General features: G+C 29.7%; 18 protein-coding genes. 11 read left to right on the top strand and 7 right to left on the bottom strand.

Annotated features, from left to right (window positions below):
• The first annotated feature begins 3 nt into the window (after positions 1-3).
• From L3X37_RS09635 to L3X37_RS15415, 5 genes are read left to right on the top strand one after another with little or no spacing between them, the layout of a single operon-like run.
• Complete coding sequence (locus tag L3X37_RS09635) at positions 4-246, top strand: acyl carrier protein (RefSeq protein WP_237239967.1); 243 nt, start codon at positions 4-6, stop codon at positions 244-246.
• 15 nt (positions 247-261) lie between these two features.
• A complete protein-coding gene (locus L3X37_RS09630) occupies positions 262-885 on the top strand; it encodes a sugar transferase (RefSeq protein ID WP_237239966.1) in 624 nt (207 codons plus the stop codon).
• A gap of 22 nt (positions 886-907) precedes the next feature.
• Entirely contained in the window at positions 908-1573 is a 666-nt protein-coding gene (locus tag L3X37_RS09625; RefSeq protein WP_237239965.1) for an acetyltransferase, read from the top strand.
• A 27-nt stretch (positions 1574-1600) separates the two neighbouring features.
• The gene (locus L3X37_RS09620) at positions 1601-2236 is read left to right on the top strand and encodes an acetyltransferase (RefSeq protein ID WP_237239964.1); all 636 of its coding nucleotides are present in this window, start codon (positions 1601-1603) and stop codon (positions 2234-2236) included.
• Positions 2237-2238: 2 nt separating this feature from the next.
• On the top strand, positions 2239-5949 hold the full coding sequence (locus L3X37_RS15415; protein ID WP_237239963.1) for a GNAT family N-acetyltransferase: 3711 nt from the start codon (positions 2239-2241) through the stop codon (positions 5947-5949).
• On the opposite strand, the gene L3X37_RS09610 is transcribed toward L3X37_RS15415, so the two are convergent.
• Together L3X37_RS09610 and L3X37_RS09605 are read right to left on the bottom strand one after the other, a co-directional pair.
• Entirely contained in the window at positions 5942-6898 is a 957-nt protein-coding gene (locus tag L3X37_RS09610) for a hypothetical protein (RefSeq protein WP_237239962.1), read from the bottom strand. The two genes, L3X37_RS15415 and L3X37_RS09610, sit on opposite strands and share 8 nt — an antisense overlap.
• A gap of 7 nt (positions 6899-6905) precedes the next feature.
• Positions 6906-8360, bottom strand: a complete 1455-nt coding sequence (locus tag L3X37_RS09605) for an MBOAT family O-acyltransferase (RefSeq protein ID WP_237239961.1) — start codon at positions 8358-8360, stop codon at positions 6906-6908.
• 256 nt (positions 8361-8616) lie between these two features.
• Here L3X37_RS09605 and L3X37_RS09600 point away from each other — a divergent pair, with 256 nt between their 5' ends.
• Together L3X37_RS09600 and L3X37_RS09595 are read left to right on the top strand one after the other, a co-directional pair.
• Positions 8617-9768, top strand: a complete 1152-nt coding sequence (locus L3X37_RS09600) for an ATP-grasp domain-containing protein (protein ID WP_237239960.1) — start codon at positions 8617-8619, stop codon at positions 9766-9768.
• Between the two features lie 15 nt (positions 9769-9783).
• Entirely contained in the window at positions 9784-10626 is an 843-nt protein-coding gene (locus L3X37_RS09595; protein WP_237239959.1) for a cupin-like domain-containing protein, read from the top strand.
• A 71-nt stretch (positions 10627-10697) separates the two neighbouring features.
• On the opposite strand, the gene L3X37_RS09590 is transcribed toward L3X37_RS09595, so the two are convergent.
• Together L3X37_RS09590 and L3X37_RS09585 are read right to left on the bottom strand one after the other, a co-directional pair.
• Positions 10698-11177: an Lrp/AsnC family transcriptional regulator gene (locus L3X37_RS09590; protein WP_237239958.1), complete on the bottom strand. Its 480-nt coding sequence runs from the start codon at positions 11175-11177 to the stop codon at positions 10698-10700.
• A 74-nt stretch (positions 11178-11251) separates the two neighbouring features.
• Positions 11252-12406, bottom strand: a complete 1155-nt coding sequence (locus tag L3X37_RS09585) for a M14 family zinc carboxypeptidase (protein ID WP_237239957.1) — start codon at positions 12404-12406, stop codon at positions 11252-11254.
• A 292-nt stretch (positions 12407-12698) separates the two neighbouring features.
• Between L3X37_RS09585 and L3X37_RS09580 the strand changes: the two genes are divergently transcribed.
• Positions 12699-13067, top strand: a complete 369-nt coding sequence (locus L3X37_RS09580; RefSeq protein WP_237239956.1) for a helix-turn-helix domain-containing protein — start codon at positions 12699-12701, stop codon at positions 13065-13067.
• A gap of 57 nt (positions 13068-13124) precedes the next feature.
• Positions 13125-13475 (top strand): DNA topoisomerase IV, encoded by a 351-nt coding sequence (locus L3X37_RS09575; protein WP_369409889.1) that lies wholly within the window; start codon positions 13125-13127, stop codon positions 13473-13475.
• On the opposite strand, the gene L3X37_RS09570 is transcribed toward L3X37_RS09575, so the two are convergent.
• Complete coding sequence (locus tag L3X37_RS09570; RefSeq protein WP_237239954.1) at positions 13476-13976, bottom strand: hydrolase; 501 nt, start codon at positions 13974-13976, stop codon at positions 13476-13478.
• An 11-nt stretch (positions 13977-13987) separates the two neighbouring features.
• On the bottom strand, positions 13988-14749 hold the full coding sequence (locus L3X37_RS09565) for an MBL fold metallo-hydrolase (protein WP_237239953.1): 762 nt from the start codon (positions 14747-14749) through the stop codon (positions 13988-13990).
• Between the two features lie 95 nt (positions 14750-14844).
• Between L3X37_RS09565 and L3X37_RS09560 the strand changes: the two genes are divergently transcribed.
• Positions 14845-16323, top strand: a complete 1479-nt coding sequence (locus L3X37_RS09560) for a TonB-dependent receptor (RefSeq protein WP_237239952.1) — start codon at positions 14845-14847, stop codon at positions 16321-16323.
• Between the two features lie 166 nt (positions 16324-16489).
• Here L3X37_RS09560 and bcp read toward each other — a convergent pair whose 3' ends face one another.
• Complete coding sequence (bcp, locus tag L3X37_RS09555) at positions 16490-16942, bottom strand: thioredoxin-dependent thiol peroxidase (protein WP_237239951.1); 453 nt, start codon at positions 16940-16942, stop codon at positions 16490-16492.
• 35 nt (positions 16943-16977) lie between these two features.
• On the opposite strand from bcp, the gene L3X37_RS09550 reads away from it, so the two are divergent.
• Positions 16978-17637, top strand: a complete 660-nt coding sequence (locus L3X37_RS09550) for an endonuclease III domain-containing protein (RefSeq protein WP_237239950.1) — start codon at positions 16978-16980, stop codon at positions 17635-17637.
• Positions 17638-17782: the final 145 nt, after the last annotated feature.

Below are 17782 nucleotides of genomic sequence, written 5' to 3'. Positions count from 1 at the left end.
ACTATGGATAACAAAGAAATATTTGAAAAAATAAACCCAATTTTTGTAAAAGTTTTAGAACATGACAACTTTGAGTTAACCGAAACCACTACCACAGAAGATGTTGATGGTTGGGGCTCATTATCTCACATGGTTATAATTGAAGAGATCGAAAAAGAATTCAATATAAAATTTAAACTTATGGATTTAATGACCATGGACAATGTTGGAGATTTAGTAAAATCGATAAAATCCAACATATCTTAAAAGAAATTTGATACTATGTACAAACTGTTTTTTAAGCCATTAATCGATTATACCGCTGCATTATTAGCTATTATAATTTTTTCGCCAATTTTTATAATAACTACCATATTACTTTATTTTGCTAACAGTGGCAAACCATTCTTTTTTCAAATAAGACCTGGTAAAAACGAAAAACTCTTCAGCATTATAAAGTTTAAAACAATGAATGATAAAGTTGATGAAAAAGGTAAATTACTTCCAGATACTTACCGGTTAACTAAAATTGGAAAACTTGTGAGAAAAACTTCTATTGATGAATTACCACAGCTTTTAAACATTCTAAAAGGAGATATGTCGTTAATTGGTCCTAGACCTCTGCTTCCTCAATACCTTCCATATTACATGACTAATGAAAGAAAAAGGCATACTGTAAAACCTGGAATAACAGGATTAGCACAAGTAAGCGGAAGAAACAATATAAATTGGGATACAAAGCTAAAATTTGATGCCGATTACGTAGATAATTTATCCTTTATAATGGATTTAAATATCCTAACAAAAACTATATATAAAGTTATTGCTTCAAAAGATGTAGCGATAGATAATACAAATGTAGAAAATCTACTAAATGTAGAAAGAAAAGATCGAGAGATACGCTAATAAGTTATTAATTAAGTATAAAATGAAAAACATTTTAATAATAGGAGCTTCAGGGCACTCTAAAATGATTATTGACATTATTATAAAAAATAATGAATATAACATTGTTGGCTTAATAGACTCATTTAAAAGTATTGATTCAAAAATATTTGGTTATAAGGTAATTGGAAATGAGAACGATATTCCTAAATTAATAAAGAAACATAATATTTTTGGTGCTTTGATTAGCATAGGAGATAATTGGGTTAGAAAACAAATGAAAGAACTTATTGAGTCTAAATCACCAAATTTAGAATTTATTAGTGCAATTCATCCCAGTGCAGTTTTAGCAAATGGTGTTTTTATACCAAAAGGCACTGTTGTTATGGCTAATGTAACAATAAACTCTGATGCTAAAGTAGGCGAATTTTGTATTATTAATACCAAATCTTCTTTGGGTCATGATTCGAATATGGATAACTTTTCAAGTTTAGCTCCTGGTGTTACTACTGGAGGGAATATAACTATAGGTTTTTGTTCAGCCATTTCTTTAGGAACCTCAGTTATCCAAAATATTAAAATTGGTAAGCACACCATAGTAGGTGCAGCATCATTAGTAATAAGAGATATTGGAGATTACAAATTAGCTTATGGTATTCCTGCTAGAGAAATTAAAAATAGAAAGCCAAATGAAAAGTACTTATCTTAAAAAAGATACTAAATTTTACAAATCATAATGGATACAAAAAATAAAGTTAGAATATACGGTGCAGGTGGTCACTCACAAGTTATCAAAAATGTATTAGTGCAAAATGGATATCATGTTACAGATACTTTTGATGACAAACCAGAAGGCGTACATCATGCTTCAAAAAATGTAGCTATTGGTGCAAGAGAAGACCTAAGCAAATTTCCACACGAAGGAGCACCCGTTATCATTGCCGTTGGTATTAATAAAGAACGTGCTGAAATAGCAGAGTTTTTAAAATGTAGTTATGAAAAAGCGGTGCATAAATCAGCCATTATTTCAGATAAATCTACTATTGGTGAAGGTACTGTAGTTTTTGCAGGGGCAATTATTCAACCTAATACGACCATAGGAAGACATGTTATTATTAACACTGGAGCTAGTGTAGATCATGATAATGTTATCGATGATTTTGCTCATATCTCACCAAAAGCAGCACTGTGTGGTCATGTAGAAGTAGGTCAAGGCAGTCATATTGGTGTTGGTGCTGTTGTTATCCCTAAAGTAAAAATTGGTAAATGGTGCACTATTGGCGCAGGTACTGTTGTACTTAAAGATGTCCCAGACTATTCAACTGTAGTTGGTAACCCAGGCAAAATAATTAAAACTAGAAAATATAATTAAAAGTGAGTAAAGATAATACTATAGCAGACATTACTTTTATTGGATCTGGAATTTCAACCTCATTCAGTTTACTAAATTTTCTAGATCGAATCTATAATGATTCAACATCTAAAGAAGTTGTTTCTATACATATTATTGAAAAATATTCAGAGTTTAATTTAGGAATTCCTTACGGTACACGATCTGGCTATTCTACACTTTTAATAACATCTTTGAGAAACTTTTTGGTTGAACCAGAACTTAATTTATTTATCAAATGGCTTAACAAAAACAAATCTTGGTTACTAAAAGAGTTTGAAAAAGAGGGTGGTACATTATCAAAAAAATGGCTTTTAGTCAATAAAGATAAAATTGATACTAACGATTGGGAAGACCTATTTATCCCTAGACGTTTTTTTGGGTGCTACATTAATTTAAGAGTAAATAATAAGGTTGAAGAACTTACTGAAAAAGGATTAATAAACATTAGCTATACTAATGGTGAAGTTATAGATGTACAAAAAGATAGCAACACATACAACATTACACTAAAAGGTGGATTAAAAATAAATTCTCTAAAAGTAGTTCTATCTGTAGGTTCGTTACCTGTTAAACATTTATGGCAGAATAAGGATTTAATAGAAGAAAAAAATCTAATTTTTATAAATAACCCATACAAACCCAATATAGGTAAAACATTAAACAAAGTCAATACTTTTATAAGCAACAGAGAGGGGAAACCAACCAATATTCTTATAGTTGGTGCCAATGCAAGTGCTTTAGAATTAATATATAAAATAAATGATTTCTCTAATAATAAGCACACGAGTACTCATTTCACTTTTCTTTCTACTCAAGGTTTGATACCAGATGGCTTAATTGATAAAGAAAAACAAAAACTGTATATACCTTACCATTTAAATGAATTAAAAAAAGAAAAAAAATTAACTGCCAAATTAATTGCCGAAGCGACTTTTAAAGATCTTGATAATGCCGATAAAATAAATTTAGGAGCAGCTTCAACCGTAGATATAATCTCTAAACATTTTGGTGATTTACTTGAAAACTTAAGTAAAAAAGAATTAGAAATTTTTGCTTGCGACTATGGTAACACAATAGGAAAAAGACAACGCTGCGCAGGTATGCATTATTTAAATGTTGTAAAAAGCCTAGAAAATCAAAACAGGTTTCAACATATTGCTGGCCGATTTAACACCATGACATCTAATGACAATGACAATTATAGCTTAGAGTATTTAGACACATTAACCAAAACTAATAAAGTACATAAAAGCCCATTTCATATTGTAATAAATTGTGTAGGAAGTAGAAATTTAATGGATAATAACATACCTGCATTGCTAAAAAATTTGTTAGAAAAAAAATACTGTATCCCTAATCAATCAAAAATAGGCTTTCATGTTAATGAGAATTTAGAATCTACAAAAAATTTCCACATCATTGGCCCCATGCTAGCGGGCAATGTTATTGAAAACAAAGCAGTATGGCATGTTGAGCATTGTGGAAGAATTATTTGGTTGTCTAAAACATTATCAAAAATACTATTTGACGATTTGTTCGAAGACAAAAAAAACATATCAAAAAACTATAAGCTAGAAGTTATAAATTTAGATAATCCCACAGATATTGAAAATTATAACCAATTGTTAAAAACAAACTGGAATAATAATATTTATTATGCTTACTGCCACTTAAAATATTTTGAAAACAAAACTAACTCATTAAAGTATTTCCTGTTTAAGATTAATAATTCTAGTGAAATTTTGATGCCATTAATTTTTAGAGAATTAACTTTAAAAAACAACTCATCAGTTAAATATTTTGATGTTATAACACCTTATGGCTATGGCGGGCCTTTATATAATGGAGATATTAATGAAAAGGATTTAAAAGCTTTTTGGAGTGCTGTTGATAATTGGTATAAACAAAACAATGTAATAACTGAATTTATTAGGTTTAGTTTAAATAAAAACCATTTAGGGTATACAGGGCACTTAGTTAAATCGTTATTAAATGTTAAAGGAGAACTTTTTAAAGATTTTGATAGACAATGGATATCTTTTGTTTCTAAAGTAAGAAATAATTATCGCAAAGCAGTTTCATATAACTTAAACAATACTATTTTTAATAGTAATGAAATAAACAAAAAAACAATTAAGCTTTTCTTTGATATATATACAAAAACAATGATTAGACTTAATGCAAAAGACATTTACTTTTTTTCATTAAATTATTTTGAAAGCTTAATATTAAGCAACCCAAATGAGTTTTCAATAGCATTTGCCTACTTAGATAATATTCCTATTTCTGCAGAATTAATAATAAAAAACAACGACACTATATTTGCATTTCTAGGAGGGACAGATTCCGATTATTTTCATTGCAGACCAAATGATTATTTAAGAGTAGAAATTATAAAATGGGCTATAAGCCAAAACTTTAAATATTATGTTTTAGGAGGAGGGTTAAAAGATGGAGATGGGCTATACAAGAGTAAAAAATATCTTTTTCCAAAAACCGAAGACATTCCATTTTGTACTGGAAGAAAAATTATAAACCACCATGTTTATAACAAGCTAATTAACAACATGGTAGTTGAATATGATGACGTTTCATCTTTAATACAAAACGCAGATGCTTTTTTTCCTGTTTACAGACAAAATGAGGTTAATAATACTTGTGAAGATTCTTCGTTTAGTGTAATAACATCCAAAGGTCATTGGGAAAAAGCTTTAAAACAAGTAGGAAACTATGATTTTTACCATACTTACGATTATCACTACTTAGCAAAAAAAGACGATTATAAAGCAGTTCTGTTGCGGTATACTGAAGGCGATGCACTAATTTGCTTTCCTTTAATAATAAGAAAAATTGAAGGTACTAGTTTTTACGATGCAACTTCGGTTTATGGCTACTCGGGACCATTGCAAAAAAACATCGATGCAAAATTTAACAATTCAAACTTTAAAAGAACATTAAATTCTTTTTTTGCACAGGAAAAGATTATTTCTGTTTTTTCAAGATTAAATCCTTTTATCAAACACCAAGATGCCATACTAGCCAATTTAGGAGAAACTATTAAACTGGGCAATGTTGTAAATATTGATTTAACAAAACCTATAGATGAACAACGTGTTATTTTTTCTAAAACTACAAAGCGATATTTGAACAAAGGACGCAAACTTTTAAACATTATAACTAGTGATAAAAGAGAAGATTTAGATATCTTTATTAGTCTCTATTACGAGAATATGGATAGAGTTGATGCTACTAAAAATTATTATTTTTCTAGAGACTATTTCTATAAACTTTTGGATAGTAAAGATTTTAAAACGGTTATGTATTATGCAGTTGATAAGGAAACCAATGCTATTATTTCTGGTGCTATGATGGTAAAAACCAATAATATTATTCAATACCACCTGTCGGGTACAAAAAACAGCTCTTTAAATTTGTCGCCTCTTCGATTGCTTATAGACGAAGCAAGAATTAAAAATAGTACAAATAGCTATAAGTATTTTAACTTAGGTGGCGGATTAGGTAATAAAGAAGATGAACTGTTTAGGTTTAAGGCCTCTTTTTCAAAAGATTATAGGCCTTTTAAAATATGGCGGTATGTTGTAGATAAAAAAAATTACGACAAATTAGTTGCAGAGCGCGATGCAAATATCAACTCAGATTTTTTTCCGTTGTATAGAAATAAAACTACTTAATAATATTACTATAATATTTAACAATTAAATTTGCAATTAAATGCCTTCCGTGATTATTCCAATGTCTATCATATATTAAAGTTGTTGGGGTTTTTGATGTGTTTAATGCATCATAAAAATCAATATACTTGTAATTGTTTTCTTCTAGATGTTCTATAAATATTTGCGGTGTTATACTTGTGTCTATAAGAAGCACAAATCGTTGTTTATCAAATCCATATTTTTCTATTAAAGATTTAAAGTTTTCAATATATGCCAAATGCATATTTTTAATTTCTTCCTTAGTTTTCTCTTTAGTATATGTTTTTATTTTAGGCTTTAAAAAAGTTGAGATTGAACCAATAATATTTAAAATAGGATCGAAAACGCCACTATTTTGAGCATGTACTATCAGTTTTATTTTACGAATGTTTTTGTATAATGGCGATTCTAAATGTATTCTATCTTGAATTATATTATACTCGCCACGAGTTAAATCGTTTTCAAATTTTAAGCCTAAAATTACATGATCTATTTTATTAAACATACTTTTATAAGCATGTATTAAATGTAACTGGTCTGCTAAATCATAGCCAGCGTAACCAAACTCATAAACTTCAACATCCGTTAGTTTACTTTCAATCTTTTTCCCAATGGCATTGTAATAATGCTGATGAAAACCTTCTATAAAAGAATCCCCAACTAAGGCTATTTCTGTTTTATCATAAGTTGGAACAAATTCGCGATAAGAATTATACCCTGAGTTGTTGATTTTGTACTCTGAAAAATTTTGTCTTCTAATACCAGTTACTGACATTCCTTTTTGATTTGGCACCCATTTCTCTACACCAAACTCATCGATATAGCGCGACGGATAATCTTTTGTTAAATGTAGAACACGTATTAATACCTCTAACGCTAACAAAATTAGAATGGTATATAATATGGTTTTAAAAAACAGTTTTTTCATTTTTTGCTTAAAATTGAAAATAGATGAATGACCTATCAACGTTATCATCGTAAAACAGTAGCATCAATAAAATTACCAATGTATATATGATAAATCTAACCATTTTTGATTTAAATTTAAAAGGTGATCGCTCATCTTTTCTTATGATATATTCATATAAAACAAATAATGCTAAAAGAATGTAATAGTCAATCATTCTATAACCCATTGGATGATGGTAAACCTCATAAGTAAAGTTATTAGTTATACCCCTTATAAAAGCAAAGGCATCGGTAATTGATTCTGATCTAAAAAATATTCTCGAAAACGTAACTATTCCAAAGGTTAAAACAACTTGTCCTATTTCTTTTAACGAAGGGAAAATAGTGTTCTCCCCTACGACACTGTTCTTATAAATAGTATTTCTTCCCATTAAAAAAACGGGAATAAATGCCAATGCATGAAATGCACCCCAAAAAACAAATGTCCAATTGGCTCCGTGCCAAAAGCCACTAACCAGGAAAATTATAATAATATTTCTAACAGATTTAAGTTTACTAACACGTGATCCGCCTAACGGAATATAAACGTAATGCCTAAACCATGTAGATAGCGATACGTGCCACCGCTGCCAGTATTCAGCAACATTTCTCGAAAAATTAGGGAATTTAAAATTAGACATTAATTCTATACCAAATAATTTTGCAGTACCAATAGCAATATCTGAATAACCACTAAAATCTCCGTATACCTGAAAACTAAATAGTGTAACCCCTAAAATAAGTGTTGACGCAGGATAGGTTGAATAGTTTGCAAAAATATCATCTACAATTGGTCCTAAGGAATCTGCAATAACTACCTTTTTAAAAAGTCCCCACAAAATTAATTTTAAACCACTAACAGATTGGTTGTAACTAAACTCCCTTTTATTTGTAATTTGAGATAATAAGTTTGAAGCACGCTCAATAGGGCCAGCAACTAATTGCGGAAAAAAGCTAACAAAAGCTGCAAAGGATAAAAAATCTTTAGTTGGCTGTTCTAGTTTTTTATAGTACAAATCAAACGAATAAGACATGGTTTGAAACGTATAAAATGATATACCCACTGGTAAAATGACTCGCAATGTCCAAGTGCTTTTCATCTCATATCCAAGCATTGAGAACATATCTACCCATGAGTCAACAAAAAAATTGAAATATTTAAAAAAGCCCAAAAGCCCAACATTAAAAAGTACACTTACCCATAACCACATTTTTCGTGTCGATTTTTTTTCATTAGCAAATATTTTCAATCCAACAAAATAATCTACTGTGGTACTAAGCAATATAAGTGAAAGAAATCTCCAATCCCACCAGCCGTAAAATAAGTAACTCGCAAAAAGGAGTAGTAAATTCTGTGCCTTTAGGTTTTTTTTAAAAACCGACCAGTATAGCGTAAAAACTATCGATAAAAAAAGAAAAAACTCTAAGGAATTAAATACCATGCATTAAAATTAAAATCTAGTATTTGTCGATATACAATTAAATGTCTTACAAAGCTTTCATTAAGTCAAAATTACTCTTTTAAATGGCAAAAATTATCTTTTAACTACAAGGCATATAAACTAAATGTATTTTTGTAGTATAATTAAGTTATTTAAAGACTTTATTTGATGAATTAAGTTTTATTACAGATATTTCAAAAAAATTAAAGATTTAGTTCTCCAATATAATAAACCAAGCTATTTAAACAATAAACAAATGATAGATAGGAATATATCTGTTTTGATACCAGATGGCGAAGCCCCAGTTTTAATGATTGTGCTAAATTGTTTGTCTGAAGTAAGGGGAATCAAAATTCATGTGATGTCTGATGACAACGAAATTCCCATGAAACACTCAAATAAAGTACATAAATTTTCTTTTTATCCCAAAACTACCAATACAGACTTTATAAACCATATAAACAAAGAGGTAGATAAGTATAATATTGATGTGATTATGCCCATTTTTGAAGATGCTATTAGGGTTATACTTGAACATAAGGATTTAATTTCTTCCATTAATAAGCTTGCCTTATTACCTTCTTATGAAAATTTTAATACTGCAAATAATAAAGGGCTTCTAAACAAACATTTAGCAGAAAATAATTTGCCATTTCCAAAAACCCAAATGATAGATAAAGGTGTTGATTTTGATATTAAAACCGTTGATTTTCCTGTTTTGGTAAAACCAGCGGAAGGCATTGGGGGCGGTAATGGTATTGATGTTTTTAGAGATAAAAGTGGTTTAAATGAGTTTTTAAACTCTGATAAATTTAATTGCACATACCTTATCCAAGATTATGTAGAAGGTTATGATATAGATTGTAGCGTACTTTGCAAAAACGGTGAAATATTAGCATATACGATTCAGAAACCGAATATGTTCGGTAATAGCAAATATGCACCTCAAATATCATTTGAGTTTTTAGAAAATGATGTATTATTTAAAGATGTAGAAAAGTTAATGAAAACCCTTAATTGGTCTGGTGTTGCACATTTAGATATGCGTTACGATAAAAACGCTAATAACTTTAAGGTAATTGAAGTAAACCCAAGGTTTTGGGGATCGGTTGAAGCTTCTTTGTTTGCTGGTGTTAACTTTCCATATTTATATGCTGCCGCTAGTTTGGGTTATGAGTTTGATATGCCTAAGTATAAGTTTATAGACTTTATGCTTATGAAAGGTTTGGTAAAAAGTATAAAAAATGATAAAAGCTACCTTTTTAAGCTAAACTTTATCTTCAAGCACACCCCCATGAAATATATGCTTAACGACTTAAAGCCAACATTTTATAGGTTTAGCCGTTTTTTTATGAGAAAAATTAGACCAAAAAAAAACTTCCAACATTTCATAATAAACAGTTTATAACAAATTTAGTACAACATGAATATTGTATCAGAAATTGTAAAACAAAGTCAACCAGTTGAAGAAATAACGTCTATTGATTCTGCTACCTTTAAAAAAAACTATTTTAACAAAAAGAAACCTGTTATAATAAAAGGATTTGCAAAAGATTGGGGCGCAACAAAAAATTGGGATTTAGATTTTTTATTAAACCTTAAAGAAGATAAAAATATATTCTTATTATCAGACAACTTTATCCAAGACGATAACAGATATAAAAAAGCATCATTTAAAAAATATATTCAACAATTAAAAGATGCTGAAAGCAATAACACATCAGTAAAAGATTATCTAACAACTTTAGATATTTTTGAATATTACCCACACCTGAAAAGTGATATTGACTTTTCGTTTTTTGAGAAGCATACTAAAGTTAACGACATTACAGCTTGGATTGGTCCTGCAAACACCATTTCTGGTTTTCATGCCGATACAGCTAATAATGTGTATGCGCAAATAAGGGGTAAAAAAATGTTTATTATTAGCTCAACAAAATTTAATAAAACCATGTACCCCAGCAAAAAACATATATATGGCGCTGTTGCTAGTGATGTTGACATTAATAATTTTAACAATACCAAATTCCCTGAATTTAAAAACAATAAGTTTAAAAGTGTTGTACTTGAACCCGGAGATGTGCTGTTTGTACCACAAAACTGGTGGCATTATGTACAAGCTTTAGCACCTTCAATTAGTATCAGTAATTTTGGTTACACCAAATTTGAAGTTTACAGTTTAAAGTTTAAAGAACGAATTATACAATCACTACATAAAAGGGGCTTTTATAAGCCTAATAACTGTTTCTGTTGCGAAATACAATAAAACATAAACACATAAAAAAAGCCCTTTGTCAAGGGCTTTTTTGTATTAGTTGCATCTATTTATTGCGCTAGCTATAATTCATTAAAAATAGAATGCATTAAACGCTTTTTATCATTCAAGCTTTCTTCAAGTGATATCATGGTTTCTGTTCTGTAAACACCTTCAATATCGTCTAACATAAAAATAACTTCTTTAGCGTGTTCTGTACTTCTGGCTCTAATTTTACAGAATATATTAAATTTTCCAGTGGTTATATGAGCTACCGTTACAAACGGAATATTGTTTATACGTTCTAGTACAAATTTTGTTTTAGAGGTGTTATTTAAAAATACGCCAACATAAGCAATAAAAGAATATCCTAACTTTTTATAATCTAATGTTAATGATGAACCTCTAATTATACCAGATTCTTCCATTTTTTTTACACGCACATGAACTGTACCTGCAGAAATTAATAATTTTTTAGCAATGTCTGTAAACGGAATTCTTGTATTGTCAATTAACATATCAAGAATTTGATGATCAATTTCATCTAATTTAATTTTCCCCATAATTAATTATTCTTAAATAAAAAGCAAAATTAATACATTTTCAGCAAAATTTATATATTATTACTGTGTTTTTTTTACGAAAAAAGAATAATTCTCTCATTATTTATCATTACGAAAACGTTTTCGCTATCAATTTTTATGCAATCTCCAAATTCATCAAGCACTTTATATCTATTAGCATCTATTTCCTTATGACCATAAAAATTGGTTAGTTTTTCAATTTTTTCAATTTTAGGAATAAATTCGACCTTGCCGCTTATTAATTTTTCTTGAAACATAATCCCTATATCTTCTATCTTACTTTTATAACCTTCTCCTACATCGGCATTTCGTATTATAATATCAAAAAAACGTTTTTCATTTTCTGGAATATCAAAATAGTCATCATAAAAGCTACCGTCAATGGTGTTTTTAGCTATATAAGATAAAGATTCCAGCATAGACATATAAATATATTCTCTTGTCTTTTCACGAGCATAATCCTCATGAAAATGACCTGCTTCAAACAAAATGGTTGGCACATTTTTACTCTGGAACGTATCGCCTACACAATTTAAATTAAAAGCATCATCGTAAACTCCTACCTGATTAGGAATCTCTTTTTGAAGCTTCGCATTCATAGTACCAATAATTTCCATGGCTATCTTGCGGGTTGGTGTAATGGTACAATCTATATCTTGTGCAGGTGCCAAAAACGATACCGTAGCAGAATTATTAGTGTTACCAGCACTAAAAATAGTACGCTGCCCATGCAAATTATAGCAAAAATGTGGCTTAAACGTATTAAAAATGGCATTTAAAACCTTGCTTTCTGGTTGCGACAAATCCTGTGCATCTCTATTCAAATCAATCTTATTGGCATTAACTCTTGTATAAGCAGCGGCTCCATCTGGATTTAAAATTGGAATAACATATAAAGTACATGCCTTTAAAACATAACTGAGATTTGAACCTTGGTCTAATAGCGTATTTAAAAGATCAAAAAGAGCCTTAGTTGTGGTCGATTCGTTTCCATGCATTTGAGACCACATCAGTATTTTTTTACTACCTGTGCCAATTTTTACAGAATGGATAGAATTGCCCAAAACAGATTTCCCTATTATATCGACTTCTAATTTATTTTGCAACTGTTTTAATAAAGGCTCAATACTATGGTTAGTAATATATCTATGCTTAAGATGAGCCTCTTTGTGTTTTAAAAATAATGATTTAATTGCTTCTGTATTCATTAAAAATATTTAAAATACAAATGTAAACAATTACGTTTTTACAAATGTAAACACAATTAACAATTCCTTTTGTTTACATAAATATACAACACACACACTAGAAGCCGCAAAATAAACAATAAATTAATGGCGCTTTAAAATATTATTTTAACTATTTTATTTCCAATACTTTAATGTTGTTTGCTGTAAGTAATAAATTAACAAATATACTTAACTTTAAGTAATTAAAAGACTGTTATTACAAATATATTGTTACATTTGTAACGCATTTAACTTCAATATTGAATTTACAATGATAGACAACGAAGCATTTACGAAAAGACTCCAAAAAGTAATAGATTATTACGGTGAATCTGCATCTTCTTTTGCTGAAAAAATTGGGGTACAACGTTCTAGTATTTCTCACATTTTGTCTGGCAGAAATAAACCTAGTTTAGATTTTGTACTAAAAGTGCTTTCCTCCTTTCCTGAAGTAGAACTTTACTGGCTGTTAAATGGTAAGGGTGAATTTCCTTCAACCAAAAACTCTAAAAGTTTTGAAAATGAAAATCCAGAATTAAAAATTGAAAGCACTATTCGGTCAGAAATTAAAAAGAAAAAAGAAATTGAGCGCATTATAATTTTTTATTCTGATGGAAGTTTTAAAAATTTTCAAAATTAACTACTTTCTTTAGTAGCTTTGCGTAAAAATATATTTATGCGGTTGTTATGTTTTCTTTTGACATTTAGTCTATTTAGCTGTTACGAAACTACTAGAGATTGTGAAAATTATAAAACGGGTAAATTTTATAGCGAAGTTTACGTAAATGATGTGTTGTATAAATCCACTTTTAAAAGAACTAAGGATTTGCAAATTGAAACTTATAATAATAAAATTGATTCATCAAAACTTCGATGGATAAACGATTGCGAGGTTGTTTTTAAAACCATTAATCCAAAAAATAGGGCTGAAAAAAAAGATATTCACTTAAAAATTTTAACCACTACAGATTCATCATACACTTTTGAATATTCGTATGTTGGAGAAACTAAAAAACAAAAAGGTGTAGCTTATAAAGCTAAAAAATAACTAATCAAAAGGATATAAAAACGATTCTACTAAATTAAATTTTAACCGCTTATCTTTTGTTATTTCGTAAGTTAAAAATATTTCACCCCAATACTCCCCATCTGAAAAATCTGCAATTATCCATTTATGATTGAGCATCTTAACAGTATTTATTAATATTTTTCTTCCTTCACTTGCTGCATAGGGCACAATAGGATGATCGCCTTTAACTTCATTTAGCTTATAAAGTTCATCTTTAATAAATGGGATCAATTCGTCTATATTATAGCCATCATTTTCAAAATAACTAATAGCATCTTCATTTCTATTTAAATTGAAGTGTGATAGCGTTAAAATATCATCTTGCAAAACAGTTAATGAATCTTTATATTTTTTTGTTTTCTCTTTATAAGTTTCTAATTTATTATTCAAATCTTCAAAAACACGTTTAGAATTAACATACTGAAAAAGCAGCAACAAGGCTGAAAACACAAATAAATACATGAAAATTTTTTGTCTCATATTTTGCTTTTTTAAATTGTTAATTGTAAGCCATCATACGCCAGAAAAACATTTTTTGGAAGACTTGCTTGCACTTCGTCATGAAAGCCTAACAAATGGCTTATATGTGTAAAATAGGCTTTTTCAGGCTTTATTATTTTTACAAATTGCAATGCCTCTTCTAGATTAAAATGAGAAATATGCGGTGTTATGCGCAACGCATCAACCACTAAAACTTTTAGGCCTTTCAACTTTTTAGCTTCAGTATTATCTATTGTTTTTATATCTGTCAAATAGGCAAAATCATTAAATCTGTAACCAAAAACTTGTACAAAATAATGATTTACATTAATGGGCATAGCCTTAATTCCTGATAAATCAAACGGCTTATTCTCAATAATATTTGCGATAACCGTTGGTGCACCGGGGTATTTATTTTCAGTTTCAAAAATATAATCAAAACGCTTTTTTAAAGATTCAACCACACGCTGGTGTGCATAAATATTCATATCGCCATTCAAATAACAAAGCGGTCTAATGTCATCTAAACCTGCAACATGATCAGAATGTTCGTGTGTAAACAAAATACCATTAATTTTTTCACATTTTGCTCGTAACATTTGCTGCCTAAAATCTGGACCACAATCAATAACATATGCAAAATCATCCCACTCAATTAATATGGAGACTCTTAAACGTTTGTCTTTGGGGTTGTCGCTAAGACATACCGGGTGTTTGCTTCCAATTACCGGAATACCTTGAGACGTGCCTGTTCCTAAAAAAGTTACCTTCAACAAAAGCTTAATTTAATCACAAAAATAAGCTTATTTTTTTGTTTACTATAGTTATTTAATACCTTTGTAATATTACTACTAACTCAAAAAAAGATATGGAAATTACCATAAAGGGGGATAAAGAATTTGATGATATTCCATCGCTAAAATCGAAAGCTTTACGAATAAATTTAAACGAAAATATTTACGGAACATTTGCCGAAATTGGCGCAGGTCAAGAAACTTGTCGTCATTTTTTTAGAGCTGGTGGCGCATCAGGAACTATTGCAAAGGCAATGTCTGCTTACGATAAAGATTTTAGTGATGCCATTTATGGAATTGAAGATGATAGACGCTACGTAACCGAAGCACGTTTACGCAAGATGCTTTCGCACGAAATGAATCTTATGGAAAAGCGTATTACACGCGATAAACACCCAAATAAAATATTTTTTACTTACGCCAATACTGTTGCCACTATAGATTTTGCTAAAAAATTTAAAGGTCATGGTTGGGTAGGTATCAAATATCAAGTGGATGCAGATGGCGATTATAATGAGATAATATTGCATGTGCGTTTTAAAGAAACCGATGCCCGTTTGCAACAAGAAACTCTGGGTGCTTTAGGTACAAATCTTATCTACGGTGCGTTTTACAAGTATAATGAGCCAAAAAAATTACTGCGATATTTATACGACCATTTAGATAAAGATCAATTAGAAATTGATACCATTAACTTTTCTGGGCCTGTTTTTAAAGATGTAGACAATAGGCTTATGAGTTTGCAGCTAGTTAAAAATGGCATGACGGATGCCGTAATGTTTAGTCCAGATGGAAACAATGTGCTTCCTGCAAAAGTTTTATATAAAAAAAACATTCTGGCTTTACGAGGTAGCTTTAGACCTGTAACTAAAGTGAACATGGCTATGTATGAGAAATCATATGAAATGTTTATAAAAGAAAATAAGGTTGATGTTGACAAAACAGAAGTTGTATTTGAAATAACACTATCTAACTTACGAGCCGAAGGCGAAATAGACGAACAGGATTTTATGGATAGAGCAGATTTATTATGCTCTCTAGGGCAATCTGTAATGATTTCTAATTTCCAAGAATATTACAAGGTAGTAGAGTATTTTTCAAGTTACACAAAAGCGAGAATGGGGCTGGCTATGGGTGTAAACAACTTAGTTGATATTTTTGATGAAAAATATTATCGCCATTTAAGTGGTGGCATCTTAGAAGCTTTTGGTAAACTATTCTTTAAAGACTTAAAAGTATACTTATATCCTATGCTTGACCCTGAAACTGGCGAACTCATAAATAGTAAAAACTTAAAGGTTTATCCAAGAATGAAAGAGCTTTACAAATTCTTTAAGTACAACGGAAAAGTTATTGATATTGAAGCATACGACACTGAGATTATGAGTGTTTTTTCAAGAGAAATATTACAGAAAATTGAAAATGGAGAACTTGGATGGGAAGATATGTTGCCTGAAGGAACTGCAGATTTAATTAAGGATTATAGACTGTTTGGATACACTCGTAAACCTTTAAAACCTTTAGTAATTAAAAAAAGAACCTCTAAAAAATAGCACCTGTTTGCTAAAACACAAAAAAGATACTTGTCTTATAAAATAAATTTTATGCCGTATTGAGCCTGTTCGAAATATTTTAACAACCTGATAATCAAAATCAGTTTTGATAAGCTCTACTTAATAAATTGGGGTTACAATGATTTTTAAGACAACCTCTTATTTTTTACTCTAATATTTGAGCGGCGTGATTTTTAGTTTTTACTTTATCGATTACACGTTCAACTATTCCGTTTTCATCTATAATAAAAGTCTTTCTATGAATCCCGTCAAACTCTCTTCCCATAAACTTTTTTGGCCCCCAAACACCAAATGCATTAATAACCGTTTTATCCTCATCTGCTAACAACGGAAAAGGAAAGCTATATTTCTTTTTAAAATTAGATTGCCTTTTAGCAGAATCTGCACTTACCCCTAACAATTCATAACCTTTTTCTTTTAAAACCTCATAATTATCTCTTAAATTACAAGCCTCAAGCGTACAACCTGGCGTGTTAGCCTTGGGATAAAAAAACACAACTAGTTTTTTTCCTTTGTAATTACTTAATTTAATAGTTTCTCCTTGTTCGTTAATCGACTCAAAATTCGGAACCTTATCTCCTTCTTTTAATGTATTCATATTGCTTAACTTTGTATTTGCTAAAATACAACCCAATGACGAAACAAGAAAGTGTAAACTTCATTATTAATACACTATATAAATTATATCCAGAAATTCCCATTCCATTAAACCATAAAGACCCATATACACTACTTATAGCGGTATTAATGTCTGCTCAAAGTACAGATGTAAGAGTTAATAAAATTACTCCACTTCTTTTTGAAAAAGCAGACAACCCTTATGATATGATTAAACTTTCGATTGAAGAGATAAGAGAAATCATAAAACCTGTTGGCTTGTCTCCTATGAAAAGTAAAGGCATCCATGGATTATCACAAATATTAATTGATAAATATAATGGTAAAGTACCGCAGACTTATGAAGCCTTAGAAGCCTTACCTGCAGTTGGACATAAAACAGCAGCAGTAGTTATGTCTCAAGCTTTTGGAATCCCTGCTTTTCCTGTAGACACCCATATTCACAGATTAATGTACAGATGGAATTTAAGCAATGGTAAAAATGTGGTTCAAACTGAAAAAGATGCCAAACGCTTATTTCCAAAAGAATTATGGAATGATTTACACTTACAAATCATTTGGTATGGGCGTCAATATTCTCCTGCCCGTGGATGGGATTTAGATAAAGACATCATAACCAAAACAATTGGTAGAAAATCTGTTTTGTACGATTATTATAAAAAGAAAAAGTCCTGACTAAAATCAGGACTTTTAATTTAATTCAGAAGCGCTTCAAACTTCATTTTATTATAATTTATAACACTTAAAGCCTTAGAATAATTTAGAAGAAAATTAACCGTCTCTTCTTTCGGTTTTAGATCGTTAAAATTTTCAATAGAAT

It is taken from the genome of Wocania arenilitoris (assembly GCF_021728535.1).
Taxonomy (GTDB): domain Bacteria; phylum Bacteroidota; class Bacteroidia; order Flavobacteriales; family Flavobacteriaceae; genus Wocania_A; species Wocania_A arenilitoris.
Note: the sequence above shows the minus strand (reverse complement) of the source record. Positions and strands in the feature narration are given on the sequence as shown.

Coding starts and splice junctions, on each gene's coding strand:
- L3X37_RS09635 (WP_237239967.1), top strand. CDS start 4: ATGGATAACAAAGAAATATTTGAAAAAATAAACCCAATTTTTGTAAAA.
- L3X37_RS09630 (WP_237239966.1), top strand. CDS start 262: ATGTACAAACTGTTTTTTAAGCCATTAATCGATTATACCGCTGCATTA.
- L3X37_RS09625 (WP_237239965.1), top strand. CDS start 908: ATGAAAAACATTTTAATAATAGGAGCTTCAGGGCACTCTAAAATGATT.
- L3X37_RS09620 (WP_237239964.1), top strand. CDS start 1,601: ATGGATACAAAAAATAAAGTTAGAATATACGGTGCAGGTGGTCACTCA.
- L3X37_RS09610 (WP_237239962.1), bottom strand. CDS start 6,898: ATGAAAAAACTGTTTTTTAAAACCATATTATATACCATTCTAATTTTG.
- L3X37_RS09605 (WP_237239961.1), bottom strand. CDS start 8,360: ATGGTATTTAATTCCTTAGAGTTTTTTCTTTTTTTATCGATAGTTTTT.
- L3X37_RS09600 (WP_237239960.1), top strand. CDS start 8,617: ATGATAGATAGGAATATATCTGTTTTGATACCAGATGGCGAAGCCCCA.
- L3X37_RS09595 (WP_237239959.1), top strand. CDS start 9,784: ATGAATATTGTATCAGAAATTGTAAAACAAAGTCAACCAGTTGAAGAA.
- L3X37_RS09590 (WP_237239958.1), bottom strand. CDS start 11,177: ATGGGGAAAATTAAATTAGATGAAATTGATCATCAAATTCTTGATATG.
- L3X37_RS09585 (WP_237239957.1), bottom strand. CDS start 12,406: ATGAATACAGAAGCAATTAAATCATTATTTTTAAAACACAAAGAGGCT.
- L3X37_RS09580 (WP_237239956.1), top strand. CDS start 12,699: ATGATAGACAACGAAGCATTTACGAAAAGACTCCAAAAAGTAATAGAT.
- L3X37_RS09570 (WP_237239954.1), bottom strand. CDS start 13,976: ATGAGACAAAAAATTTTCATGTATTTATTTGTGTTTTCAGCCTTGTTG.
- L3X37_RS09560 (WP_237239952.1), top strand. CDS start 14,845: ATGGAAATTACCATAAAGGGGGATAAAGAATTTGATGATATTCCATCG.
- bcp (WP_237239951.1), bottom strand. CDS start 16,942: ATGAATACATTAAAAGAAGGAGATAAGGTTCCGAATTTTGAGTCGATT.
- L3X37_RS09550 (WP_237239950.1), top strand. CDS start 16,978: ATGACGAAACAAGAAAGTGTAAACTTCATTATTAATACACTATATAAA.